Origin of the sequence: Rickettsia endosymbiont of Cardiosporidium cionae (assembly GCF_015476335.1) — a bacterium.
In the GTDB taxonomy this organism is placed as follows: Bacteria; Pseudomonadota; Alphaproteobacteria; order Rickettsiales; family Rickettsiaceae; genus JADHZC01.
Window position 1 is genome coordinate 134,860 of record NZ_JADAQY010000001.1, and the last position, 26,729, is coordinate 161,588.

Consider the following 26,729-nt stretch of genomic DNA (forward strand, 5'->3'; position numbering starts at 1 on the left):
TTACAATTAAAATTTAATTCATTAATATAATATTATGACTCTGATCTAATTCAAACAATATTTGGTATATCTGTAAATAACTTCAAATTAGTTGTACATTACTTTTGTTCCTGCAGAGATTTGTTGTAACCCCTCTACTACGACCTGAGTGCCAACTGATAATTTCTCATTCGCTGCAAATTCTACCATATTATCTGTACGGGTAAGTACTATGATAGGTACTAACTCCACTATATTATCTTCAGAAACTTTATATACGAATTGCCCTGCTGTATTTTCTAATACAGCATCTTCAGGAATTGCTAATCCTTCATGCCTATTATATATTAAGGTACTAGATACGAAGCTATTATGAGCTATCATCACTTCTTCTGGAATGGTAGCTTTAATAGATATTGTTGATTGATTAGAGAGATAATTAGAAACAGCCTCTATTGGCAATTGTATCTTTTGGTGATTATAATCATTTATTTCTATAAATGATTGATTATTAATTTTTCTATAAAGGTTACTTGATACTTCTGCGAATAATATTTTTTTACTATCTTTTATGATAGTAAATAGATAGTCTCCTACATTCACTTTATCTCCTACAGCATGTCTTATTGCTCCTATTTCTCCATCGAACTTTGCTGTTATAATCATTTCTCTATATTTTTTTAACTCACGATGCAGATTAAGTTTTGCTTTTTGCATTTTATCTCTTGATCCATCTAAAACTTCTTGACTGATAATTGACTTTTGAAACAGATTTAAATCTCTTGCATAATTTTTTGCTTGGCTATCAAATTCAGATTCAGCGTAAGCTTTAATTGATTCCGCTATGTCTTTATCAATGATAAACAATAGATCTTGATATTTTACTCTTGTATTAAAATCGCCAGCTGTGACGAAATCTACACTTCCACCGACTGTAGAGTAATAATCTTTGCTATCTTTATACTGACACTTACCTATAAAACTATAACTTTTGTAGAAATTATATTGAGTAATTTTGAATGTTTTAACTGGAATATTAGCTAGTACAATATTATTCATTAACAAAAAGAATATATACAATAAAGAATATTGCAACCTACACTTACATAGACGCACGATATACCAACAAAAACTTATGTAATTTTCACTTTAAATTAAATATGAATGGCAGGTAGCCACACGACTACAGTATGACATGTTTTAAAATCTAGAGCAATATAACAAATTTATTTAATACCATTATTCAATTGCAATAGTGGTATATATGTATTATTAGCAATGAATATAAACTTAATTTTTAAATAATTAAATCTACTAATTAAATTAACACTTGATTTACTAATCAACTTAAATCATCAATTTTATCTTAGTTGATTTGCTATGTATCTGAATATATATTTATTCAAAAAATGAACATATCAACATTAAATGTTATTGTACTTAAACAATTTTCGTTACCTATAGAAGCTTTTCTTTACTTTCATTGTACCATTCTTCAAATCTTTCTTTACTCACTACATAAAGCTGTATAGGCATAAATCCATGATTTATACCACATAATTCCGAACATTGCCCATAATATACTCCTTCTTTTTCTACTTTAGTCCATGTTTGATTGATTCTACCAGGCACTGCATCTGTTTTTAATCCTAGTGCAGGTATAGCGAAACTATGTATAACATCATTTGAAGTAATAATAAATTTTACAACAGTATCCCTTGGTATAACTATAGGATTATCCACTTCTAAGAGCCTTTTTTGACCATACTTTAAATCACTATCTTGAATCATATAACTATCGAAGGTGAAATCCCCATGATCTGGATAGTTATATGTCCAAAACCATTGAGATGCCGCTACTTTTATTGTCATTTCTGCATGTGGGATAGTCTCAGATATTTTTAATACTCTAAAAGATGGGATGGCAATTATTATTAATATAATTACTGGTATCACTGTCCATGTAATTTCAAGAGCTATATTATCTGAAAATACGCTTGGTACAGGATTACTTTTTTTATTAAATTTGTATACGACATATAAAAGCAAAAAAAATATGAATAATACTATAGATGTTATGATAATAAGCAAAATATTATAAAAAGAATATAATTCAACCATAATAGGGCTAGATGGTTCTTGTAGCCCCATTTGCCAAGGTATAGGCTCCCCAGAAGCATAACACATACAAGGCTTTAATAGAGTAATCATTAATAATATTAAATAATTCATATTAACTAGATACATTGAATGAATTAAAAAATTAGACTTATTGTACTACTTGAATCACTGCAGAAAACACACAGCGCTGTTACTACAAATCACCTCCAATAATTTTATCATAAATATTCAATTTATTAGTAAATTTTTATAATAACAACCCATATTGGCACAAAAATTGCTTTGTTTATGTATAATTACATAAAAATTGATAATAAATCAATATATTAACTATGAAATTTGATTATCTTATTTTAAATTATTAAGTTATTAGCTCATTTATGACTATTCCACATTCTATAGCATATAGTAATCAACATTATCCAGCACGCAATCAAACTAATTTTAATATTCCTTCCAACACGAATCAATTTAATTCTTTTCTATCGAATGTTAGTACACCAAATGGTGAATCAAAAGATTTAACAACAAATGCTGATTCTAAAAATATCGAATCAATAGTTTCAGGACAAATTGATAAACAAACAAATGATAACAATTTTAGATATAATGCTAAGATTACTGCATTATCAAACGATAATTATAATTATAACCAGTTTGAGAATAATATTAATGCATTAAACAATAATATAAATGAATTAAAATCATTATTAGATTTTTTTGCAAATAGTAAAAATTTCAACTCATATATTCCTGAAATTGCTACTAAAGATCAAGGCAATGCTCAGGATTATGCCACCTTATTTACAAATAATAATCAAATCATTGATAATGATGTAAAGGTTAATTTTTGTATATTATCATTATCAAGTAAGGCTACTCTAACTATAGGATCAGCTGCAGGAAGTACTATACCTAAATCTCCGAACTTATTAGGTAATATTGACTTAACTTTGAATAATCAAAATATATCTATTACTGTAACTAAATTCGATGATATTGTTAAGATTAAAAAAAAAATTGATAATTATATAAAGAGTAATAATTTTGCAAATGATTTTTCTGTAAAATTGGTAGCATTTGGACAAAATTTTTCCTTGCAGATCTCTGAAAATACTCCAAGTAATTTTGAGAATCCAATAAAATTTAATTTTACACCCAGAGCAGGTTCACTCAATGCTATTAAAGTCATAGACGATATCAAGCAAAGTAAGGCAACAATTGTTGTTGATAACAAATTTTTATTCACATCCAATAACAATACATTCAGCAATATAAATGGTATAGATATTGAAGTTAAAAAAATCAATTCCGATAAAACATCTCAAACTCAATCCTCTGTCAATAATTTTAAAAGGCTAGTATTACAATTAGGAATTAACAATAATCCACTTGAAACATTGTACCGCAGTTCTCTAAGAGGTGTTACATCAGATATTCACCAAAATTTTGTAGATGTAATAGATAGCTTTTCTGCTTCTTTTAATATTCTAAAGGGCGCCTTTTCAAATCCTACAGTGAGTTTAAATGACATACAAGATAAACTACAAGATAACAGCTTTAGTGGTATTTCTGACTTAATGAAAACCACACTAAGTATATTGATTAAATATTACTCAGATAATCTAGACAATAATATTTATACAACCAAATATAGCAAAAATGATATAATCGATTGTATAAGAGATACTACAAATAATTGGTGGAATGATTTAAAGCAAAAAAATATTTCTGATTTAATTTCTGCTATTGGCACGCATCAAACTGATGCTAATCAATTAATATTACCAATTTTTTTTGAAATACAAGGTTTAGCAGATAATGCTGGATTAAACATGCAAAACTATATCAACCGAATTGATTTATTTAGTACAAGTTATAATTTATCAAAACCCAGCTATAATTTTTCTAGCTTTATTTCAGAGTTAACTAATTTGTACACACATACTACTCCTGGCACAGGAACGATATCACTAGGTAATGATAATTCATGGCAAAAATTTAATTATCTTAGGGGCAATCGTGAATTTTCTGTAGATGATCTGAAACAATTTGTAAGCGACATACTTAATAATATATCAAAGTATTTTTTTACAGACTTCACAGCTCCTACACTAACCCCTATTTCTGGTACAGCTCCTACACTAACCCCTATTTCTGGTACAGCTTCTACATCAAGTACTACTTTTACTCCTACATCAATCTCTACTTCCGCTAGAGCTCGTATACCAAGCACTATATTAAACCAGGAATTAAGTACACTAAAATATATATTATTTATCACTAAGAATCCTATATTATCAAATAGGAATTATTACGATCCTGACGGAACATTGAATTCAAATATTTTAGATGAATTTAAACAAATCTATGATCGGATAGAAGAATTAGAGATTTTTTTAACTGGAGTAAACTCTACTCGATATAGTTTTGATGATGTTTTATCTATCTTTAATTCTCATTCAAGATCTATTACTTCAAACAATTTATTACAGGATTCTACCTTAGCTCCTAAAATAAAAGAAACTTTTGATTCAATGAGTTCTATATTAACGTATTACCATTTGAATGCTATTGAATATAAAGCATTAGAATATACTGAAGCTATAATTTCTACTATAAAATATTCGATAAGATCTGCTAGAACTACTGTTGATCTAAAACTAGATTTTAACATAGCGCATGACAAAGCATCAACAACTCTTCCAGAAAATTTTCTATCAAGTATTACTAATGACTTACATTACCAAACTATTGAAATTAAGTATGATATTAATAAAATTAAAGGTGAGATATCCAAATTAGTAGATTCTTATAATGCTTTACAACAAATGATTAATCAAATTGAAATAAATCTAAATAAGATCAAAATTAATACTAATAATAGTATAAAAAGTGAAATGCAGGCAATTATAAACAAAATCAATGCATGGTATTGTCTGATTGTGGAAGAAGTTTTGAAAACACAATCACAAGGTATTTCAAGTCTTTTCCCTATTGATGTTTACCAGAGAGGTGAGATAGATCAGATAGATCAGATTCCATTTAATTCAGACGATAACATAATTAGGAATATTCTGTTAAATAATCATACAACAATACTTAAATACCTAATGCACAATATAGAAATAATATCTCCTCAAACCCAGAGCAGTATTTTAGACTATAATGATGAAATTTATAAACATGATTTGATTCAGAATATGATTTCTGATCAAAATAAAGATTATATAGAAATTCGAGTGAGTATAGATTTTGGTAACAACTCTGTAACAGCAGAAGACGTTGATGGAAGCTACATTGGTAATGGTACATATATCCCTAATTCTGGCAGAATATTATTCCCTAATAATGGGTCATTTAGCATTAGTATGATAAATATTCTTGGGTTGTGTATTGTGAATTATCCTGTAACTACAACAAATACTGAAACTTTTCAAATTAAAATCACCAAAGGTTTAACAGCAAGAGCAACAAATACTATGAAAGCAATTTTAGAATCATTGAATATGGTATCAGACAATATATCATCCAGTATTTTGGAAAATGAGAAAAAAATAAATCAAAATAACGCTGAAATCAAAAAAAATCTCGATAAAGCAGAAGAATCTCAATCAAAAATTACTATCGGGAATATTCAACAGCAAGCTGTGAGTGATTATACCAAAAATTTATTCACAAACAATTAATTTTTATAAATTTAAAATTCAAACAAAATATGAAACTAAATAAAAAAACTACAACTGAAGAATTAAATAAAAATGATAATGAAGTACTAATATTTATCTTAGGAGATATCATAAATATGATGTATGTATTGTATAATTCTAAAAAACCTGAAGAATTCTATAAAAGAATACAGATTATTAAAAAAATTCTTTGTATGTTTAATATATTAGAATATAGCCTGGATAAGTGTATAGAAAAAGATATGATACTGATCACTGATAATTTTTATCAAAACACTCTATATGCTATAAATAATATTTATTATACATCTGAACAATATCAAAAAATAATTGAAATTATTAAATCTTTAACCGATATAAAGGAAGTTCTTAAAAAAAAAGAAATTAAACAAAAATTGAATATTAATTCAAGATCATAATGGATATATTATAAAAATTTTCTTCTAATTATATTGAAATGAAAAAAATTTCTATATTATTTGTCGTTGCATTTATTATATACGTTTTATTTAAGCAATATTTTACTGAAAATAAAACAACCACGGATCTTAATATAGCAAAAGAACAACTCAAAAACATCAATGATTTATTTAAAGAAGAATATTCTTATAAAAAATTTTTAGGTAGTTTTATTGAAAAAAAAATTTCTGTTATAGCAAGTAATGTATTAAAAACAGAGCAGGGACAAAAATATTTAGATAAAATATTTTCTAATATAACACTTAACGATTCTGAAAATCTTTTACGCTATCATAATAAAGTAAATAAATTAAATATTGCTCAATCTTTATTCAACATTCAAACATATGGTAAAGGGAGCATTGGTCCTGTGATTTGCGGACAAAAAGTAACATTTAATTATAAAATTTCAAAATTAGATGAGAAAATTATATTTAGTGGTAAAAAAACTATAAATCTCGGCAATAGGGAGTTTTTTCCTGAATTAGATGTTATATTAGTAGGTATGAATGTAGGAGAAACTAGAGAATCCATCATAGAAAATGATACTAATATTTATTCAACACTAGGCACATCAAATGAAAAATACCATTTTGTTCAATCTAATAATCCTACACAGGGTAGCGAAGTCAATTTACAAAATTTAAAAAATATTAAAATTTCAGTGACTTTAGAAGATATTAGCCCAATAATATCAATCGATGACAAGAAAATAAAAATTTTTAATGATAAAACATCTTATGGAATTCCGGTATTATGTGGAGAGAAGATTAATTTTAATATGAATATTACAGAACTTGAATCTAGCAAAATCTTTGACGAGTTTAATACACATAAAAAAATTCATATGCGCATCGGAGATACAGAATTACCAATGATTTTTTCTTATGTAATCAATGAAAAACTGACAAATAATAATTTAATGTTCATTTGTAAAGGAGATCTATTACAAAATATTGAGCAAAGCAACATAAATTTCCTAGAAAAATATAAGATCATAGATGATAAGCATTACATGATAGAAATTTCATCTTTATCTATTGATTAAATTCTCTTTCATAGAATATTTTTTTTAATTCTGTAAGATTTGTCAAACTAATTATATCTTTCTTATTTGTTAAATCACTATCTTTAACCTGGCAGTATATCTGCTTGAACCCGAGTTTTTTACATTCTTTTATTCTTGCATCAGATTGAGATACCTTTTTAATTATACCTGATAAACCTATTTCTCCAAAAAAAACTACTTTCTGAGGAATGGCTACATCTTTATACGCAGATATTAAAGCAGCAGCTACAGCTAAATCAGCCGCAGGCTCAGTAATTTTGATACCTCCTGCTACATTAAGATATATTTCATAAAATGATAAATTAATCTTCAGTCTAATATTTAATACAGCAATAATCATTGCTAAACGGTTGTAATCCCATCCTACAACTGATCTACGTGGAGTCGCCATATTAGTAGAAGAAATTAATGCTTGTATTTCTATTAATAACGGTCTAGAACCTTCTACAGCAGCAAAAATAGCGTTACCACTAATATTATGATTTTGCTCAGTTAAAAATAATTCGGAAGGGTTAGGTACCTCTATAAGCCCTTGGGATGTCATTTCGAATACTCCAATTTCACTTATATTACCAAATCTATTTTTTATAGAACGCAAGATCCTATAATGATTATGATGATCTCCTTCAAAATAAAGCACAGTATCTACCATATGCTCCAGTATTTTAGGTCCAGCGAATTGCCCCTCTTTATTTATATGACAAGAAATAATTAACGCAATATTATTTAATTTAATATAATTAATTAATATATTCGTGATAAATTTAATTTGTGATATTGTTCCTGCTGCTGCAGGGATTTTATTACTTACAATTGTTTGTATAGAATCTATAATAAATAGTTTAAAATGACTTTTATGATACTCTATGGTTGATACTATATTTTCAAGATTAGTTTCATTAATAATTGCTGTTTGATCATTAGAAATTTTTAATCTTTGTGATCTGGATACGACCTGTTCTAACGATTCTTCTCCTGTAATATATAAAGATTTTACTCCTAATGTAGAAAGATTAGTTGCCACCTGGAGCAATAATGTAGATTTGCCTATCCCAGGGTCACCCCCTATTAAAATCACAGAACTATTAACTATACCCCCACCTATGACTCTATTGAATTCTGTAATAGAAGTTTGTATTTTTATATCAGATTTTATATCACATTTGTTGAGATAAGATATATCTTTAACATCACCTAGTTTTTTAAATTCATTTTTATTATTAAGTATTTCTTCTGCAATACTTCCCCATACTCCACATTCAATACATTGTCCGGACCATTTTAATACTACGTTACCACAATTAGAGCAAATATATTGTTTTTTCATTAAAATAATTATGTTTTATTTCTAATAGAATTGAAGATTTTGGATTTAATAATAAATATTATAGTTGCAATTACTGCAAATATATACCACATAATAGCGTATAGCATATGATCGTTTTTTTTATTAATGATATTATCTATATTTAATTTTTTTATATAACTTGGTAGCATTTTGCTATCTACGGCTACAAACAGATATTTATTTATATCTAAGTTAAACACGCTAGATATTTGCTCTAGATCTAATGCAAACCATATATTATTCTTTAAGTCATTTTTCGGTAAAAATACAGAAGATTTTTCTCCATCAAAAGCAAAGACAACAATCTCATCATTATAGGATAAAGCATTTAAATCAATTGATTTTTTTATATTGTATGGGATCCAACCTCGTAACACAGCAAATGTCTTATTAATATCAGTTTTAAACTCAGATAATAAATAATAACCATGCTTTTCTCTATAAATTGACCTTTGTCCATAAACGAATATATTGTTATTTGTAAAAAATCCTTTTAACTTGATTTTGCTATATTTTTCAATTTTATTGAAGTTCTCAATAGAATTGACATCTATAGGATATAGCCCAACTTTATTTTGCAGTGCATTGATGTAAGATGTTTTACGATAAAATTTATCTTGTTGTATAAAACCAATCAATATCATCAGTGTAATAGACAACATATAAGATAGGTATAAAAAGATATTCTTTATATGTTTCATTATTATTTAATAATTTTATTTGTATTAAATTCCATAGTCATGGATATCTGATATAATGCAAAGAAACAAAATATATAAAGCAATATAGATTAATTAAACAATGAGTGCAATTTATTATATTAACAATGGATATCTAAACTTTGGTAATAAATCAGTATTTGAGGATATATCATTTTATATATATCCCAATGATAAAATATGTCTAGTAGGCAGAAATGGATCTGGTAAATCTAGTATACTTAAAACTATCGCTGGAATATACGAAATTGATGAGGGTAGGGTATTTAAAAATTCTCAAGTTAAAGTAGAATATTTAAGGCAAGATATAATGATAGATTATAATATCATTGCTATAGACTATATTTTAAATCAGCTGGATAACCCTGATGAATATCTATATGAAATAAATATGATTTTTGATAAACTAAAGATACCTAAAGAATTAGATCTTTCTAAAAGTTCTGGTGGACAAGTAAAAAAACTTCTTTTAGCATCATGCCTCATAAAAAAACCTGATTTATTACTGTTAGATGAACCCACCAATCATCTTGATATTGATGCAATAGAGTGGCTAGAAAATTATATTAATAATTACTCTGGAGCAGTAATATGTATAAGTCATGATAAAAAATTTCAAGAAAATATCAGTAATATAACGTGGTGGATTGACCGTGGTATCTTAAGAAAATCTGATTTAGGTTTTAAACATTACGAACAATGGCAACATAAAATTATATTAGAAGAAGAAAAAACTATAAAAAAAATACATCAGAAATTACTTACAGAAAAACATTGGCTAAATGGTGGTATAAGTGCAAGACGTAAACGTAATCAAAAGAGATTAAGGGATCTACAAAAACTTCGTACTTCTCTTATATCTAAACAAAATATGTTAAAGAACGCAAAATTGAAATTAAATCTATCTATTAAAGATCACGAGTTTAAATCAAAACTTTTAATAGAGATGTTAAATGCCTCATATTCATATGGCAATAAAGAAATTATAAAAAATTTCTCATTAAATATTATTAAGGGGGATAAAATCGGAATTATAGGGCCTAACGGTTCAGGAAAATCAAGCTTATTAAAATTGTTGATTCAAGAAATTCCTCCATTTTCCGGATCAATAAATTGCTATACTAATTTAGTGATAAGCTATTGTGATCAGTATAGATCTAATATAAATATGAATAAAACTGTATCAGAAAATTTATGCTCTACAGGCAATAATTATTTATTAATTAACGGAAAAGAAATACATGTTATATCTTATATTAAAAAATTTATGTTTAGCCCAAGCATATTGCATAGTAAAGCTTCAATTTTATCAGGAGGAGAATTAAATAGATTAGCATTAGCAAAAACATTAATTAATCCTGGTAATTTATTAATTCTTGATGAACCTACAAATGATCTGGATATAGACACTCTAGAAATATTGCTAGAAATTTTATCAGATTATAAAGGTAGTTTAATTATAGTAACACATGATAGAGACTTTCTTGATAGGTTAGTAACTAAAACTTTAGTGTTCCAACAAGATCATATAGTAGAAGTAATAGGAGGATACCAAGAATATATTAAATACTATACACAAAACTTTGGTAATATCTTAACTACAAAACAACAATCTAAAAACAACACCCAGAATATTAAAAATGTTAATAATCAAAAAAAATCTAACTTTAAACTTAGTTATAAATATCAAAGATTAATTAAAATTTTACCTGAAGAAATCAATAAATTAGAGATTTTTATTAGTGAATTAGAAAATCAGTTAGATGATCAAAATTTATACCTAGATAATGGTGCAAAATTCTATGATATTGTCAATAAACTTGAAAATAGTAAACAAGAATTAGAAGAGAAATTATCTGAATTGATCAAAATAGAATCATTAATTACATAAATAATACAAATAGGTATTTTTATAAAACTACAGTTCTTTGACATCTTGACATTTTTGTGAATTAAATTAAAATCAATCTGTGTGTATGTTAAAGTAATGGTTGTGTTATATTATTTATATTAGTTCTCAAGGCTCTGGTGTTGTTCTTTGCTCTCAATCCTTTGTATTGCTGTAATGAGTTTACAGTTTTATAATATAGAGATATCTGTTGAAGAAAAAAGATGGCGTGATTATTCTTCTCAAGTTAACAAAAAAACCTTTAGGTCTGTGTTATCTAGCGTTGCTTCTAGGTTAGAGCCTCTTGGCCTTATTAAAGAACTAGAGTTATCAGTGTTACTGAGCCATGATAAAAGATTATTAAAATTAAATAGTGAGTTTCGTAATAAGAATTCTATTACTAATGTCCTATCATTTCCAGATTCAGATATCAATTATAAAGGATTATCCAACTCGCTGTTAAATCAAAATTATTTATATCTTGGTGATATTGCTTTTAGTTATGAGTGCATAATGAAAGAATCACAAGATTATAATTTAAAATTTATTGAACATTTTTTACACTTATTGGTTCATGGTATTTTGCATTTAATAGGATATGACCATAATTCTATATCTGATGCAAAAGCTATGCAATCTTTAGAAACAAGTATACTTAAGGACTTCTCTATTATTTCGCCATATTGTTAAAATTATATAAGTAAATAATAATGGATCTAAATAAAAATAAAACTGCTATCTATAAGTATTGTTCTTTAACAATTACAAAAATGATAAGCTTTTTCTATAATTTTATATGGTTAAAGATATTTCGTTTATTTAACCGTAAATCTCTTCAAAATTTGTCGCACTATAATCATAAAATATTATCTACAGAGAGCAGCATTACATTGAAGGATTTTTATACTAAACAAGTGAAGGATGTAATGCTACCCAGAGCTGATATAATCGCTGTAAAACACGATGTAGATATAAATGAATTGGCTAACGTAATAGTACAAACTCACCATAGTAGAATACTAGTATACAGAGATAATTTGGATAATATTATAGGTTTTGTACATATTAAAGATATCTTTAAGCTATTAGCTTGTAATAACAAAAAATATGATATTAATAATCTAATAAGAGAGTATATAGTTTCAACTCACCTAGTATATTTAAATGAATTGTTAGCAGAAATGCAATTAAAACATATATATATTGCAGTTGTAGTAGATGAGTACGGGGGCATAGATGGTATTATCACCGTAGGTGACATACTAAAAACTATTTTAGGAAGGGTAAATGATGAATTCACTCCAAATGATATGGAATGTCAAATATTAAGAAAGGGCATAGCAATAGTGAGTGGTAGAGCACAAATAAAAGACTTAGAAAAATCTCTTGGAATTACCTTAGATAAAAAAACTGGGGTTGATACTATAGGAGGTCTAATAATATCTCATGCAGGTATTGTACCTACTAATAGATCTATAATTAAGCTCACTCCTAATATAAATGTAGAAATTTTAGAATCTAACCCTAGAAGTTTAAAAAAACTCAAAATTATGTATAAATAGATTTTTTGTACTATTTTTAATATAGATATCTTCTTGCTACATGCGAATAATTATCATATTTTAGTATATTTGGTGTTATAGGATAACGTTTTTCTGTATAATAATAAGTTATCAAATTTCTTAACCCTTCTTTATGTAATAATAATTTTTGATATGAAATTGGTATATTGATTTCAGTCAAATAAGGTTTTGAACTATTAATCTTAATATACACCAAAGATTTAACAGAATTAATATTAAACTGGAACCCTTTTTCTAGCATAATTAGAGCCTCAATGATTAATTGATTAGAAAGACCTGAGTTTATATCTTTTTTTGTTGGTATACTACCTGTTTTATAATCTATGATGGTTGCATTATTATCTCCATCTATTTCTATTCTGTCTGCTATGGATTTTATATTTATTAAAACATCCATAATCTTCAACTGCATAACACCTGGTAGCTCTGTTAAAATAACTTTATTATTCTTCCTTCTATTATAATCAAATATTACTATTTCTTCAGATATGGCATTAATTTTTAACTTAAATATTTCTGTTTGAGTTTGTGATAAATTCATAGAATGAATTACTTTATAACTAATAAATTTAAAATTCTCTATTTGTTTATTTAAATCAGCATTGATATAGGATCTATTATATTTATCTAATATTTTATGGAATATATTACCAAATATATTAAATTTATTTTTGTTAGTAAAATTTTCTTGGGGTTGAATTCTCAATATTTTTTTCATATAAAAATTATATGGAGATCTCATTAACATCTCTATATCAGTTGCAGATATAGTATGAGGAAAATCAATTTGAGATATTACATATGAGTCATTATAAAAATTGCAAAGCTGATATTTATCTTTAATAAAAACGGCAGGCTGACTGATGGCATTGATTTTTATCAAAGAATCTTGAAATTCTTTTTGAAGCATCAGCAATAAAGGAGAAGGATTGACTATTGTACCTTTAATATATTTTTTAGATCTAGTTAATATAACCTCTTTATTATATAAATTTAAATAAAAATTATTGAGACTATTGCCTATTTTTGCTTCCCAATTATAAATAGATAGTTTTTCTTGTATTTTACTATTGAGCCAACAATTACTATCTGAGGTCAACGGATAACTAATATCATGTAAATCTGGTATTATCATTAAATCAAAATTTATCAATGATACATCCTCTAACTTACATAATATGATGTTGCAGTGTTTTGTATCACTATTGAATACACGATATTCTTCTAATATATTCTTAAATATTTGTATAAAAAAGTGTAGATCATCTATATATAATATTTCTTTTGAGTATAAAATTTCTGAAATTACCTCTGACAAATTACAATTATGATGATATTCCCAAAAATCATTATAGAGTGTCTCAGCAATATGCATAACATACTTAAGTATGGATTTAAATTCCTTAGAATGAACCTTATTTTTAAATAAATTAAATATTTTATTGAGCCATGAGATTAAAAATTCTTTTTCTACATCTGAATATTGAAATATACTAAAGTCGCTTTTTTGTAATTCATCTAACAATAGCTCTTCTAATTTTTGTAAATTGTCTACAAATTGATAGTGATTTTTATTTAAAATATTAAAAATCACTTTTGTATAGTCTGATACTATAAATGGGTGTGTTAATAAATTTAAAAATTTTCTTAAATCAAAATCTGTAAATAACAATTCTGAGATAATAATAAATAAAGATCCTGCTTGTGACTTTAATAGTGCGGTACCTATTAAGTCATGATATTGTAGAAAATATTTTGTTAAAAACATTGTATAAAAATCTTTAGTATCACTATTATGAATGATAATAGCAATTTTCATTTGAGGATTTTGTTTTAATCTAGAGAAACAACTATTGGCTATATATTCTGATTCTATAAATAAGTCACTAAATTCTATATAATTAATACTATTAGGTAACATATTCGATGAATTTTTTCTAATATCACTTATTTGTAAATTATCGACTATAGGGATAGATTTAAATGTTATATTCAGATATGTTAATAAATTACCTAAACTAAAAACAGCTTCTTTAGGTGATAAATTAAGGCTATAGTTATCTAATTTTTCTTGGTTATATGTAGGAGATAAAATTATGAGAGCATTCTTAAGTGGTAATAAATTTCTAATAAATTCATATAATAGTTGATTATTATTATTTGATACAATAATAATCAATTGATATTCAGAATTGTTTTTTAAATTATTAATTTCTGATTGAAAAACACTTGTTTGATACTCAGCTTTACTGAATTTATTATCAAATTCTAGATAATTTTTCCACTTAAGGTACGCAAAAGATAAAAAGTCACATATTGATTTCCAATGCGTAGATTGCTCAAGATTTTGTGCATACTTTATTTCTTGAATATTGATATTATTTGATTCTAATATGTAAAATAAATTATATAAATCTTTACTACAACTTGTAGCTTGCACTGCATTATAATCAAATTTTTTATAAGATTTAATTATTTTTGCTAATAATAGTTTTTCATCAAATATGTTCATCATACTAGATTTTTTTTCATATACCTGCTTATCATAGATTTGCATTTCATTTATTGAGATGATCTCTGGTAATAGTGCTTTGCCTAATTTAGTGATTAATGATTCTTGTAAAACTCTACATAATGTTCCATTAGGTACTAATAATTTACATCTTTGTATGCTTCGACGATTATATATCTCAATAATATACTGTACGATATGTTCTAGAAATAAATATTTGTTACTGATTCGAAATATTGGCATATCATTTTATATATTAAATTATGCCAATACTAAATATTGGCATTAGCGAAAATAATGGAAGCATATATGTATATATTAAACAATAAATTAAGGGATATTAGTAATATAATTTGGTTATTTTTATATAAAAATTTTGAAAAGAAAATGACGAATTTTCCAATATTTCCAATATTACTCAATACAATCATTATTATCAGCCCTATCCAACTCCTAAAACAATCTGTTTTACTATGATCCATATTTTTTTTATATAGCAATAATATATAATATAAGAACCAACCTATTGCAAAGTTAATAACAGATATTAAACAATATGAAATTGATGCAATAAAAAGCACTAGAAATGGATTTTTTATTCCAAAACTTTGCATAGTGCACAATATAGTTTCTTCATTAAAAGAAAAGATAAAATTACTAAAAACTATATCCTGAAAAAGCAAATAATATGTATTGAATTGGTTCATGTAATGAATAACATTAATTTGAGTAATTTTCAGATGTAAATTTACATCCATTTATGTAATGAATCTTAGTGAAATAACAGAATCAAGATTTCTGGTATTTAATTAATTTGACATAACATAAAATACTACGTATTATATCAGCTGAACCCGGGTAATGGTAAAGTTATTTTCGGTAGTTAACTATCTAGAAATAAATAGAAGTACTTTTGGTGTCTTTTTCAGACATTTTTATCTAGGATGTAATCATTTTATACTGGTAATAGTTTCTAAAAGGCTAGAGTTACCTGTTATTTTGTTATTGTAAAAATTGACTCATGCTAGCGGGTTGCTGTGAAATTCTTGCTGTTGCTGTGACTATAAATTAGAAATTTATAAAAAATATTCTACGATATATTGCTTATCATATTTTATGATCAATTTTTTATTTTAGTAGGGTTTATTACAAAAAAAAAGAGGTTTATAATGTTAAATATTTCTTTTCAATCAATAGAAGCTAAAGATTCTAAACATATAGTTTTGTTGGTTAATGAGCAACTAAAAATTGATAATGATGCAATTACTCTCGATAACGATTTCGGAGGAATAATTTCTAAAAAATTGCAAGATACAGAAAGTTTCAAAGGCAATTTTAAAGAATATTCAGTTTTAACAGCTACAAGCGATGAAAGCATTAAATATATCATCCTGTTGGGTATTGGTAATGAAAGTGATATTACATTAGCAAATATTGAAGAATTAGGAGCTAAAATAGGTGAAATAGCCAATAAAATTAAAGCTGAAACTATCTCTATTAAAATAAATAGTAAAATTGGACATTTCAGTGAAGAGCAAGTTTGCTCTAATTTGGGAGGTGGTGCATTATTATCTGCGTATAAGTTTAACAAATATATTACTAACAATAGTAAAGATGAGTCAGTTAATTCATCTACTTTCAAAAATATCGATATTATTACGGACAATGTAGAAAAAACTGTAGAATTACACCAAAATACAGAATCCGTTGTGCAAGGCATTTATCTTGCTAGAGATTGTATAAACGAGCCTCCTAACATATTAAACCCAGCTTATTACTCTACACTGATTGTCAATGAGTTGGAAATGCTCGGTGTGGATGTACAAATTATGGGAGAAATAGATATGAGAAGATTCGGTATGGGGGCAATGTTAGGTGTAGGTAATGGTTCCGCCAGCGAATCCAAAATAGTAATTATGCAATATAACGGTAGTGTTGTTAAAGAACAGAATCCATTATGTTTAGTAGGGAAGGGTGTTACCTTTGATACTGGTGGTATATCTTTAAAACCAGCTTTGAATATGGATAGTATGAAATCTGATATGGGGGGGGCTGCTGCTATTGTAGGTCTAATAAAAACATTGGCGTTAAGAAAGGCTAACGTTAATGTAGTAGGAGTAGTAGGGTTAGTTGAAAATATGCCAGGAGGTAATGCGCAAAGGCCAAGTGATATCGTTACCTCTATGTCTGGCCAAACTATAGAAGTTCTAAATACTGATGCAGAAGGAAGATTGGTACTTTGTGATTGTATTGCTTATGTACAAGAAATGTTTAAACCAGATTGTATAATAGATCTTGCTACTCTCACTGGAGCAATATTGATAGCTTTAGGGAATACCTATGCTGGGTGTTTTTCTAATGATGACACTTTAGCTGAACAACTAATTGAAGCCTCTAATAAAACAGGAGAAAAATTGTGGAGAATGCCATTACATAAGGATTTTGATAAAATGCTTAACTCCGATGTAGCAGATATTGCAAATATAAGCCGCGAAGGGGGAGGGTTAGCCGGTAGCTCTGTCGCAGCGCATTTTATACAAAGATTCATACAAAGTAATATAAAATGGTGTCACCTGGATATAGCTGGAGTAGCATGGAATAAAAAATCATCTAAATTATTGCATCCTAGAGGGGGTATCGGCTTTGGAGTGAAATTGCTTAATCAATTCATATATGATAATTATGAACTATAAAATTATTTTTTTATTTTGAATAAAACCTAAAAAAATAATAGCGTTGTCTGTACTATTGTTATAAAATTTCATTTGGTAGTATTTCTACTGTAGTTTAATTAATTATCTTATTATTAATTAATGAATCAAAGGCACAATATAGATAATAATCAAAACTGTAGTGTATTAGTTGTCGGTAATGAAAAAGGTGGAGTAGGCAAAACTACTTATGCGATGCATATACTACTCAGTCTGATGTATATGGGGTACAAAGTTATAAGTATTGATATCGATTCTAGGCAGTCTTCATTAACTAGATATATCAAGCATCGTGCTGACTCTTTAGCATTAGACAATGATTTATTAATGCCAAAACATTTCTTGATCAATGATCATAGCAGTGATTTAAATGAACGAGATATTAAAAATCAATCTAGTGTTGAAAAAATTTTAGATACAGCTAAAAATATGGTAGACTATGTTGTAATTGATACTCCTGGTTATTACAATAATTTATCTGCTCTAGTCCATTCATATGCAGATAAAATCATTACTCCAGTAAATGATAGCTTTGTAGATTTAGATGTTATAGCAACATTTAAAAATAATAATATACAAAATTATACGCCTTCTATATATAGCCAAATGATTTGGGAGCAAAAAATCCAAAAATTGGAAAGAGAAAAAAAGTCTATTCAATGGATTGTAACTCGTAATAGGCTAACTAACCTTGATGCAAAAAATAAAAGAAATATACACGAAGCTCTGCTTAAGTTATCTAGTAAATTAGCATTTAAATTATCTCCTGGTTTTACAGAAAGAGTGATATTTAAAGAACTATTCTTACAAGGGCTTACGTTATTAGATTTGGATAAAAATAATACTAAAACTAAATTAAGCTTCTCACAACTTGCTGCAAAACAAGAGCTTCGTAATTTTATGGATTATATACTATAAATTGGATTATATAATTATTCACACAGATAATCCAATTTATAGTAATCTTTTATTTTCGTTTACATAATTTATCAATATATTTTGATACTTTTTGCTCAAACTTTTTAGGAGTTTGATATCTAGAGTAATTTGCATTTATATTAATTAATTTTTTAGTAAGCTTTCTTATATAACAATGTTGCATATTAGATAAGTTACAAATTTTTATAAAATCATTATTATCTTTAAATATCCAATTTTTTGCTGCAATTTCTAATTTTTTAAGACATTTATTATTAGATACATTAGTAGAATCGATTATTGCTTGCAGCAAGATTGCTTTATATAGCCTAACATCTGGAGAAATAACATATTGCTTCAATCTTTCAAACGGAGCTTGAAATTTGATCACATGATATTTATTATTCATTCTTACTTCATTGATTAATATTAATATTAAATTAATTAATATAATATGATAAACATATTAATATAATATATTCATAGCATTATTTATAGCCCCACTAAGCAAAATATTGAAGAAATAGTAAATTTATTAATAAATTTACATATCACTTTTTCATTTACTTACTAGCTTATATTAATGATACATTTTTATTAGGCTATTGATTCTTGAGAAAACTCAGTAACATTCGAAGAATCACCTCCTGTCAATTCTGTACTTAATTCAGTATTTTCAGGTAGAATTGCTACGCTCTTCAACTCTTTAGCATTATCCATATTATTACTAATATTGTTATCTTGTGTAGTATTAATCGGATCATTATTAAGTTCGATATTGAAAGATACTTTATTACTATTATTTACCACTACTGATGGTTGATTAAGTGTATCTATTATTTCATTCACACCACTAAAACAGATTGGAATAATTTTAGCAATAATTTTCAGTGAAAATTGCTTTATTATTTTCCATATACTTCTATGATGAGTAACAGTAGTATTATTTGTGATATTTTCTTCATAGTTCATGTTGACCTCTAGTATTAGTTAAACGTTAATAGAGTAATTATTAATAAATTAACTCTATTTTTATTATTAATTATTTTCTCATTAAAGTAAAGAAATATTTAATAAATTTTTAAGTAGCAAAATTACATTTTTACTCTAAACCAGCTTAGAAGCAGAATATTCAAACAATAAAAAGATAATAAAATAGACTAATAGAGTTACTAATATAAAAACTTTAAAATTTAAGTTGAATGTAATTATTTAAAATAACAAAATACACTTATATAATGCTATAATGACCAAAATATATTGAATTAAATACGGGATAAATCATGAATAAAAAGGAGTCTATTAATTGGTATGGTACCTATACATTATCATTGAGAGAAATTAAAAGATTTCTTAAAGTATACCACCAAACTGTTATCGGCCCTGTAATTTCAGCTTTAATTTTTTTAATAATATTCAGATCTATTATTAGTTCAAAGGCATCCAAGATTAATGGAATAGATATTAACGATTTTATAGGATATGGAATCATCATGATGAGCATAATACAAAATGCTTTTTCTAATAGTTCATCATCTTTTACTATGAGCAAGGTACTTGGTTATATTTATGATATACTAACTCCTCCAATTTCAGGCACAGAAATAGTAATAGCACTGCTTATAGGGGCTATTACTAGAGGAATATTTGTAGGGATAGCAGTATCTTTAGCAGTATTTTATTTTATAAATTTTCAGCTATTACACCCATTATTACTAATAATAAATATATTACTATCTTGTTCACTTTTAGGTCAATTAGGTATTATGTCTGGATTATTTGCTAAAAGTTTTGATCAAAATTTTGCTGTCACAAGCTATATTGTCAACCCGCTATCATTTTTATCAGGAACATTTTACTCTGTACAGAATCTACCATATTTATTAAAAAAAATCAGTTATATTAATCCATTTTTCTACATGATAGATTCATTCAGATATTCATTAACAGGCCAAAAAGAAAGTAATATATTAATAGGTGTTTTATACCTATTAATACTAAACATACTCATGTTTTATTTATTAACTGCACTGATAAATAAAGGCTGGAATGTCAAATCATAAAATTATTCAGATGGTTTAGTCTCTCTAGATAATTCTATTATTTCACGCTCTAAATCTTTATACTGAAAAATACTATGCTTATTACGTACCCCAATTACATTAGAATAGTTCATTTCAGCACGTTTATAGCAAATCAAAGCTCTTCCTATATCTCCCTGAGATTTCAATATATCTCCCTTTACTACCAATGCCTCTGCTAAGAATCTATCTGAGGCCTTTTTCCACCAAGAATCCTTATCCCTATAATTAGGATGCCTAATCTTATCTGTAAGTAATATATGAATTGCTTTATTTATGTTCTGAAGCGCTTCATTTGGTTTAGACATATTCAACTCAGATCTAGCAAGGGATGTATGAATCCAACCAAAAGTCACATTATTTTTGGCAGTTTTCACATGCATTTCTTCCTGTACAAATTTAGTTATATCATAAGCCTCTTTTGCTCTATTAAGCTTATTTAATAAAAACGCTTTGAGAAGATAAGGATTAGTATTGAGTAGATCATTCTTAGTGATTTTGATTAGATTAGTTCTAATATCCAGGCTCTGTTCTAAATATTGCAATGCCCCTTCATAATTACCTATTATAAATTCTTTTATAGCCTTGGTATAAAGCAATTTTGAAAATACAGCTTTGTTTTTATCGTGATATCTTGTGCCTATTGCTTTTTCCACCAATCCTATGTAGTAATCGCCTCCATAAACACGCACCTTACCAGAATTTGTCATATACGAGTCAAAAATCCCTTTATAAAACTTCAATTCTGCTTGATGCAAGGTATCTACAAGCTTAACATTATTATACCCAGATAATTTTTCTAAAATTTTCTGAGCTTTATCATAGTAAACTATTCCCAAATCAAGATCACCTATTAACCTCTGATAATGCCTACCTATAGTATCTAGATATCTCGCGTGATGATATTTATCCTTATCGGTAATAAATAGCCCTCTAAAGTTTCCAGCTTTTTCGTGACGCATAAACCAGTTAACCATTTCTGTAGACTTCACAATATCTTGGGAAGTAATGATACTACCAAATAATACTCTTCTTAACGCTAAAACTTTGTATAAATTTGCCCCGTGTACTGATGCATTTAATAAAACTATTTTAATATTTTCTTGCATAGTAGGAGCATTTCTAAACTTATGCGATAAATAATCATCATTAGATCTTAATGCCAAATAGTAATTCGTGATTGCTTCTGCAATATCTCCTACCTTATGTCTTGCATCAAGCTTAGTAGATTTAATATCTTCTGTTATCACGTCATGCATATCGTATATTGGATTATCTGGATTAGACTTATCCTTACATGATATGACATCAAAATTTAATAATTCTTTTATAGCTTTATCAAGATCCTTTGCAAAAATAACTTTTAGAAAATCTAAAGAAAACCCTTGATTATCAATAAATGCAATTTTGCTCATTAATTCACTTGCTTCATCTGATAAATGCTTTCTTAGCATCACCATAGCAAGTTTTATTGCACTAGAACCATTTTCTATAATTGACTTATACTTTACTATACCTACACCATGCTTTTGGTTAATAGCTTGAGATAACAATACTATTGATATCGGGTGAGCAGAATATTTAGTTGCAATTAATTCAGCAAACATCTGCTTATCCTGATTCAAAGTAATTTTTGCCAAGGCCAGAGATTGATCAAAATCAAGCATAATTGAGGATACAATATTAGGTAGTGATTCATGATCCTGAGATGCAAAAATTATATTGCCTTTATTATTCCAATTTACAAATTCTAACACTTTTGAATTAGTACCTATCTTCAAGTTATCAAAAACAAGAAGCCAATTTTTCTTATCAGTAAGATATGCAATAATCTCTTGCTTAGAACCTAATGAATCTTCTACAAACACTACCTTTTTTTCTACTCCATTAATATATTTAGCAAGTTTTACAAATTCTTCATCTATATCTAAGTTACAATCAATAAACCAAACTAAATCATACTTATCTTGATTTTGATAACTGTACATTTTTGCTATCTGAGTTTTGCCAGTTCCACTAAATCCAACAAGACTAGCCTTGCCATATTCACTTAACAAAAAGCTTAATGAATTTATAGGGTTATTATGTTCAATAAAATACTCCACAGGCTTTGTATTATTCAAAATTTTTTCACTGAACAATAGTTTATCAACAGAAGCCTCTGATAAACTAATCATTAGTAAAAAATTAACCAACACACTACATACGATACTAAAGCGGAATGTTTTCATTTTATAATTCATACTCACCTTTACTAGATAAATTATTAAACAAACATAAACAGTATTTATTCTAGCAAGAAATATTTACAATAACAATATCTTAAATATGTATTTATTATATAACTATACCTTATAGTTGTATATATTGAGTAGTTTTAACAATTTCAAGGATATTAAATTACTACTTAGTTGAATAATTTTAATTAATCATTAACTATTTACAGCTTTCACTGATTTAATTTCAGGGATAAAATGCTTTAACATGGACTCTATACCATTTTTTAAAGTAATCTCAGAACTAGGACATCCAGAGCAAGCACCATGTAGTTCTAAATAGACTACACCTTCTACAAAGTTATGGTATATTATATCTCCCCCATCCATTGCTACTGCAGGTCTAATTCTATTATTAATTATTTCGACTATTTTTTTTTCTATATCAGACAAATCTAATTCAGAATAATTCACTAATTGAGCCTCTGATACTTGCTCTATTATAGGTAATTCTGCTAATATATGATCCATAATGACCATCAATATTTCTGGCTTTAAAATATCCCATAGTATTTTTTCAGACTTAGTAACAGTAATAAAATCATATCCAAAAAATACTGATACGACGTATTCAATTTTAAATAACTTAAATGCTAATAAACTTCTATTTTGTGTTTCCTCAATATTACGAAAAAATACTGTTTCATCCTGACTAACAATAATACCAGGTATAAATTTCATTGCATTTAAATTTGGAGTGTCTTCTGTTTGGATAAACATATGTAGAATTAAATATTATTTGAATTAACTAAATATAACCAGGTACATAAACTATATATAAGGCATATTAAAAGTAATGCTATAACAATGAATAATTTTTTACAATCTAAAAATATCTAATCAAATTATATAGCTATAAATGGCTTAGTGCAAAAATATCACATGTAATTTTTTTTTAAACCAGAGATTCATCGAGCGCAATAATTTTAAATATTTTCTTTTATCCAGCAATATACAGACTTGAACATGTTATCACTATTGTTAGTATAATCAATATAGTTTTTATTATATTGATTACGATAATATTTTAACATTCCCATTATACAAGAATATACTTGTGGATTAAAATTTAATTCTTGATTATCTATATCAGCCAAATTAGGAGAAGCGATTCTTACTTGTTTATTAAATACATCTGCGACAAGATTTTTTACTTTTTGTAAACATGCTCCTCCACCAGTCAATACTATTTTACGGGCAATCAAATTATCAATATCAATTTGGTTGTATTGTGTTTGTATTTTCTGTAGAATGCTGTGCATTTTATTATGTATAACTTTTGCCAAATCAGTTGAAGTAATTGATATGTTACTGGTATATGCATTATTATTATCAAAATCATCAAGCCTAATTACGTGGTCTTTATACAAGTTATTGACTATGGATTGCCCATATAATATTTTAATTTTTTCTGCTGCATTAATATTAATTGCAAATTGTCTAGCTATATCTTCAGTAATGTGCCAACCTCCTATAGGTACGTGATTAAAATATACAGCATTATTATTGAAAAATACTGATAAGCAAGTAACATGACTCCCTATATCTATCAGAATTGCTCCCAATTTTTTTTCCTCATCATCAAGGCAAGAAAGGGCAGACGCATAGCTAGAAACAATAAATTTGTTTATTTCAATATGACATTTAGCAAAACACTGGATAAAATTCATTAATATTGTCGAGTCAGCAACTACTAAATGTAATTTACAAGATATTTCTTTTCCATACATACCTATGGGTGATTCAATTAAATTATTATCTAATATAAATTCTAATGGAAAATAATGTATTATTTCCTTTCCTTGAAGTTGAAATTTATTTAATGCCTTATTAATAAGTTTTTTTATATCTTGTTTTGTCATTGCTGAGCTACCTAATTTCATATTATGCGATACATAATATGACTTAGTTAATGCAGATGATAATGAGATGGTTACTTCTTTAATATTTCTATTAGATTCCTTTTCTAAAGAATATATTATTTTTATAATACTGGATTCTGCAAATTCCATATTAATAATCCTACCCAACCTGAACCCCTTAGATGCATGCAGTATATTGCTAGTCACTTTATAAGTATCATTTTTATTTATATACGCAGAAATAGCAGCAATTTTGCTGCTACCTATATCTAGCATAACTAAATGTTTTGCTTTTAATTTCATATCTTCTTAATTTAATAAAAAATTTAAAATATTTTTATTTAAATTGATAAAACAAATACAATAATTTTGTTTACAATCTTTTTCTTATATTTTTATTATAATCATTAGTAATATCAATATCTTTAACCAAACATAACAGAATATTATAAAATATTAACATTTTTTTAAATAATTACAAAAATCAATGTTATAATTGATTAACAGTGAAATGCTTTTAGTGCTATTTTACTAATATTCATTAAAGTAATTGAATCAACTAATAATTATGCATTTGGATGTATTATTGAGCAATTGGTCAAAATATTTAAAATTGAATAAAAACTTCTCTTACAATACAATTGTATCTTATCAAAATGATCTAAATCAATATATAAATTTTTTAAATCGATATACAAATACTGCAATTAATGATGTATCAATATCTGATGTAGATATTAGATTACTGAGAAGTTGGCTATCTGATAGAATAAGATCAGACTATAGCCATAATTCAAATGCTAGAGCAGTTTCAGCTTTAAAAAATTTTTATAAATATTTAAATAAAAACACTGATATCAATTGTGAGTCAATTTTTATACTAAAAAATCCTAAAGTAAAAAAGTCTATTCCAAGAGCTTTAGATGTTAATGAAATATACAAAACTATCAACAGTATTGAAAGCATCCACAAAGATACTAAATGGATAAATCTTAGAAATAAGTCAATTTTATTATTACTTTATTCATCAGGCCTCAGAATATCTGAAGCATTATCATTAACAGCCAACCATTTATGTAATGGTGAATTTATTAAAATAATTGGTAAGGGGAATAAAGAAAGAATCGTACCATTGATACAATCAGTCAAAGATTGTATCTTTCAATATCTTGAGCATTTACCTTACAAGATCAGTAATGATGAACCATTATTCAGAGGTAAAAAGGGGAGGGTAGTACAAGCATCAGTAATAAACTTGATACTAATCAAACTAAGAAGGAGTTTAGCTCTACCAGAACATCTTACAGCTCACAGTTTCAGACATAGCTTTGCAACACATTTACTTGAAAACGGAGCAGATCTGCGATCAATTCAAGAATTATTAGGTCATAAAACACTATCCAGCACTCAGCGCTACACAAAGATAAATACTCACCATCTGAAATCCACGTATAAATCTGCGCATCCTATGGAAAAAAAACAATAACTAAACTCTAGCAATATAACGCTATACT

Annotated in this window: 21 protein-coding genes; 10 read left to right on the forward strand and 11 right to left on the reverse strand. The window is 26.7% G+C overall.

Going from position 1 to position 26,729, the window contains the following annotated elements; translation table 11 throughout:
• Positions 1-87: 87 nt before the first annotated feature.
• Positions 88-1,038 (reverse strand): efflux RND transporter periplasmic adaptor subunit, encoded by a 951-nt coding sequence (locus IHI24_RS00540; protein ID WP_194966122.1) that lies wholly within the window; start codon positions 1,036-1,038, stop codon positions 88-90.
• A 399-nt stretch (positions 1,039-1,437) separates the two neighbouring features.
• Complete coding sequence (gene coxB / locus IHI24_RS00545; RefSeq protein ID WP_194966123.1) at positions 1,438-2,226, reverse strand: cytochrome c oxidase subunit II; 789 nt, start codon at positions 2,224-2,226, stop codon at positions 1,438-1,440.
• Positions 2,227-2,480: 254 nt separating this feature from the next.
• On the opposite strand from coxB, the gene IHI24_RS00550 reads away from it, so the two are divergent.
• The 3 genes from IHI24_RS00550 to IHI24_RS00560 are packed head-to-tail and all read left to right on the forward strand — an operon-like array spanning position 2,481 to position 7,296.
• Positions 2,481-5,789, forward strand: coding sequence for a hypothetical protein (locus IHI24_RS00550; protein ID WP_194966124.1), 3,309 nt, complete (start codon positions 2,481-2,483; stop codon positions 5,787-5,789).
• A gap of 29 nt (positions 5,790-5,818) precedes the next feature.
• The gene (locus IHI24_RS00555) at positions 5,819-6,208 is read left to right on the forward strand and encodes a hypothetical protein (RefSeq protein ID WP_194966125.1); all 390 of its coding nucleotides are present in this window, start codon (positions 5,819-5,821) and stop codon (positions 6,206-6,208) included.
• A 38-nt stretch (positions 6,209-6,246) separates the two neighbouring features.
• Positions 6,247-7,296, forward strand: coding sequence for an FKBP-type peptidyl-prolyl cis-trans isomerase (locus tag IHI24_RS00560; protein ID WP_194966126.1), 1,050 nt, complete (start codon positions 6,247-6,249; stop codon positions 7,294-7,296).
• Here the strand turns inward: IHI24_RS00560 and radA are convergent.
• On the reverse strand, positions 7,286-8,644 hold the full coding sequence (gene radA, locus IHI24_RS00565; RefSeq protein WP_407690717.1) for a DNA repair protein RadA: 1,359 nt from the start codon (positions 8,642-8,644) through the stop codon (positions 7,286-7,288). The genes IHI24_RS00560 and radA overlap by 11 nt on opposite strands.
• 8 nt (positions 8,645-8,652) lie before the next feature.
• Entirely contained in the window at positions 8,653-9,366 is a 714-nt protein-coding gene (locus IHI24_RS00570; RefSeq protein WP_194966127.1) for an SURF1 family cytochrome oxidase biogenesis protein, read from the reverse strand.
• Positions 9,367-9,466: 100 nt separating this feature from the next.
• Between IHI24_RS00570 and IHI24_RS00575 the strand changes: the two genes are divergently transcribed.
• The 3 genes from IHI24_RS00575 (at position 9,467) to IHI24_RS00585 (ending at position 12,834) form a co-directional block, all read left to right on the forward strand.
• Positions 9,467-11,275, forward strand: a complete 1,809-nt coding sequence (locus IHI24_RS00575; protein ID WP_194966128.1) for an ABC-F family ATP-binding cassette domain-containing protein — start codon at positions 9,467-9,469, stop codon at positions 11,273-11,275.
• Between the two features lie 174 nt (positions 11,276-11,449).
• Positions 11,450-11,962, forward strand: a complete 513-nt coding sequence (gene ybeY, locus IHI24_RS00580) for an rRNA maturation RNase YbeY (protein ID WP_194966129.1) — start codon at positions 11,450-11,452, stop codon at positions 11,960-11,962.
• Positions 11,963-11,982: 20 nt separating this feature from the next.
• On the forward strand, positions 11,983-12,834 hold the full coding sequence (locus IHI24_RS00585) for a CBS domain-containing protein (RefSeq protein ID WP_194966130.1): 852 nt from the start codon (positions 11,983-11,985) through the stop codon (positions 12,832-12,834).
• A gap of 16 nt (positions 12,835-12,850) precedes the next feature.
• On the opposite strand, the gene IHI24_RS00590 is transcribed toward IHI24_RS00585, so the two are convergent.
• Both IHI24_RS00590 and IHI24_RS00595 read right to left on the reverse strand, forming a co-directional pair.
• Positions 12,851-15,610, reverse strand: coding sequence for a PD-(D/E)XK nuclease family protein (locus tag IHI24_RS00590; RefSeq protein ID WP_194966131.1), 2,760 nt, complete (start codon positions 15,608-15,610; stop codon positions 12,851-12,853).
• 29 nt (positions 15,611-15,639) lie between these two features.
• Positions 15,640-16,125 carry a hypothetical protein gene (locus IHI24_RS00595; protein ID WP_194966132.1) on the reverse strand — a complete coding sequence of 162 codons (486 nt, stop codon included), beginning with the start codon at positions 16,123-16,125 and terminating at the stop codon, positions 15,640-15,642.
• Between the two features lie 411 nt (positions 16,126-16,536).
• On the opposite strand from IHI24_RS00595, the gene IHI24_RS00600 reads away from it, so the two are divergent.
• Positions 16,537-18,060: a leucyl aminopeptidase gene (locus IHI24_RS00600; RefSeq protein WP_194966133.1), complete on the forward strand. Its 1,524-nt coding sequence runs from the start codon at positions 16,537-16,539 to the stop codon at positions 18,058-18,060.
• A gap of 120 nt (positions 18,061-18,180) precedes the next feature.
• On the forward strand, positions 18,181-18,996 hold the full coding sequence (locus IHI24_RS00605; RefSeq protein ID WP_194966134.1) for a division plane positioning ATPase MipZ: 816 nt from the start codon (positions 18,181-18,183) through the stop codon (positions 18,994-18,996).
• A 49-nt stretch (positions 18,997-19,045) separates the two neighbouring features.
• On the opposite strand, the gene IHI24_RS00610 is transcribed toward IHI24_RS00605, so the two are convergent.
• Positions 19,046-19,405 (reverse strand): hypothetical protein, encoded by a 360-nt coding sequence (locus IHI24_RS00610; RefSeq protein WP_194966135.1) that lies wholly within the window; start codon positions 19,403-19,405, stop codon positions 19,046-19,048.
• Between the two features lie 188 nt (positions 19,406-19,593).
• Positions 19,594-19,968, reverse strand: coding sequence for a hypothetical protein (locus IHI24_RS00615; protein WP_194966136.1), 375 nt, complete (start codon positions 19,966-19,968; stop codon positions 19,594-19,596).
• A 311-nt stretch (positions 19,969-20,279) separates the two neighbouring features.
• Between IHI24_RS00615 and IHI24_RS00620 the strand changes: the two genes are divergently transcribed.
• Positions 20,280-21,059, forward strand: coding sequence for an ABC transporter permease (locus IHI24_RS00620; protein ID WP_194966137.1), 780 nt, complete (start codon positions 20,280-20,282; stop codon positions 21,057-21,059).
• A 2-nt stretch (positions 21,060-21,061) separates the two neighbouring features.
• On the opposite strand, the gene IHI24_RS00625 is transcribed toward IHI24_RS00620, so the two are convergent.
• The 3 genes from IHI24_RS00625 to ftsA all read right to left on the reverse strand — a co-directional run bounded on the left by IHI24_RS00625 (position 21,062) and on the right by ftsA (position 25,518).
• Positions 21,062-23,308, reverse strand: coding sequence for a hypothetical protein (locus tag IHI24_RS00625; protein ID WP_194966138.1), 2,247 nt, complete (start codon positions 23,306-23,308; stop codon positions 21,062-21,064).
• A gap of 201 nt (positions 23,309-23,509) precedes the next feature.
• Positions 23,510-24,073: a NifU family protein gene (locus IHI24_RS00630; protein ID WP_194966139.1), complete on the reverse strand. Its 564-nt coding sequence runs from the start codon at positions 24,071-24,073 to the stop codon at positions 23,510-23,512.
• Between the two features lie 206 nt (positions 24,074-24,279).
• Positions 24,280-25,518: a cell division protein FtsA gene (gene ftsA / locus IHI24_RS00635; protein WP_194966140.1), complete on the reverse strand. Its 1,239-nt coding sequence runs from the start codon at positions 25,516-25,518 to the stop codon at positions 24,280-24,282.
• A gap of 265 nt (positions 25,519-25,783) precedes the next feature.
• Here ftsA and IHI24_RS00640 point away from each other — a divergent pair, with 265 nt between their 5' ends.
• On the forward strand, positions 25,784-26,701 hold the full coding sequence (locus tag IHI24_RS00640; protein WP_194966141.1) for a tyrosine recombinase XerC: 918 nt from the start codon (positions 25,784-25,786) through the stop codon (positions 26,699-26,701).
• Positions 26,702-26,729 lie beyond the last annotated feature (28 nt).

Coding starts and splice junctions, on each gene's coding strand:
- IHI24_RS00540 (WP_194966122.1), bottom strand. CDS start 1,038: ATGAATAATATTGTACTAGCTAATATTCCAGTTAAAACATTCAAAATT.
- coxB (WP_194966123.1), bottom strand. CDS start 2,226: ATGTATCTAGTTAATATGAATTATTTAATATTATTAATGATTACTCTA.
- IHI24_RS00550 (WP_194966124.1), top strand. CDS start 2,481: ATGACTATTCCACATTCTATAGCATATAGTAATCAACATTATCCAGCA.
- IHI24_RS00555 (WP_194966125.1), top strand. CDS start 5,819: ATGAAACTAAATAAAAAAACTACAACTGAAGAATTAAATAAAAATGAT.
- IHI24_RS00560 (WP_194966126.1), top strand. CDS start 6,247: ATGAAAAAAATTTCTATATTATTTGTCGTTGCATTTATTATATACGTT.
- radA (WP_407690717.1), bottom strand. CDS start 8,644: ATGAAAAAACAATATATTTGCTCTAATTGTGGTAACGTAGTATTAAAA.
- IHI24_RS00570 (WP_194966127.1), bottom strand. CDS start 9,366: ATGAAACATATAAAGAATATCTTTTTATACCTATCTTATATGTTGTCT.
- IHI24_RS00575 (WP_194966128.1), top strand. CDS start 9,467: ATGAGTGCAATTTATTATATTAACAATGGATATCTAAACTTTGGTAAT.
- ybeY (WP_194966129.1), top strand. CDS start 11,450: ATGAGTTTACAGTTTTATAATATAGAGATATCTGTTGAAGAAAAAAGA.
- IHI24_RS00585 (WP_194966130.1), top strand. CDS start 11,983: ATGGATCTAAATAAAAATAAAACTGCTATCTATAAGTATTGTTCTTTA.
- IHI24_RS00590 (WP_194966131.1), bottom strand. CDS start 15,610: ATGCCAATATTTCGAATCAGTAACAAATATTTATTTCTAGAACATATC.
- IHI24_RS00595 (WP_194966132.1), bottom strand. CDS start 16,125: ATGGATGTAAATTTACATCTGAAAATTACTCAAATTAATGTTATTCAT.
- IHI24_RS00600 (WP_194966133.1), top strand. CDS start 16,537: ATGTTAAATATTTCTTTTCAATCAATAGAAGCTAAAGATTCTAAACAT.
- IHI24_RS00605 (WP_194966134.1), top strand. CDS start 18,181: ATGAATCAAAGGCACAATATAGATAATAATCAAAACTGTAGTGTATTA.
- IHI24_RS00610 (WP_194966135.1), bottom strand. CDS start 19,405: ATGAATAATAAATATCATGTGATCAAATTTCAAGCTCCGTTTGAAAGA.
- IHI24_RS00615 (WP_194966136.1), bottom strand. CDS start 19,968: ATGAACTATGAAGAAAATATCACAAATAATACTACTGTTACTCATCAT.
- IHI24_RS00620 (WP_194966137.1), top strand. CDS start 20,280: ATGAATAAAAAGGAGTCTATTAATTGGTATGGTACCTATACATTATCA.
- IHI24_RS00625 (WP_194966138.1), bottom strand. CDS start 23,308: ATGAAAACATTCCGCTTTAGTATCGTATGTAGTGTGTTGGTTAATTTT.
- IHI24_RS00630 (WP_194966139.1), bottom strand. CDS start 24,073: ATGTTTATCCAAACAGAAGACACTCCAAATTTAAATGCAATGAAATTT.
- ftsA (WP_194966140.1), bottom strand. CDS start 25,518: ATGAAATTAAAAGCAAAACATTTAGTTATGCTAGATATAGGTAGCAGC.
- IHI24_RS00640 (WP_194966141.1), top strand. CDS start 25,784: ATGCATTTGGATGTATTATTGAGCAATTGGTCAAAATATTTAAAATTG.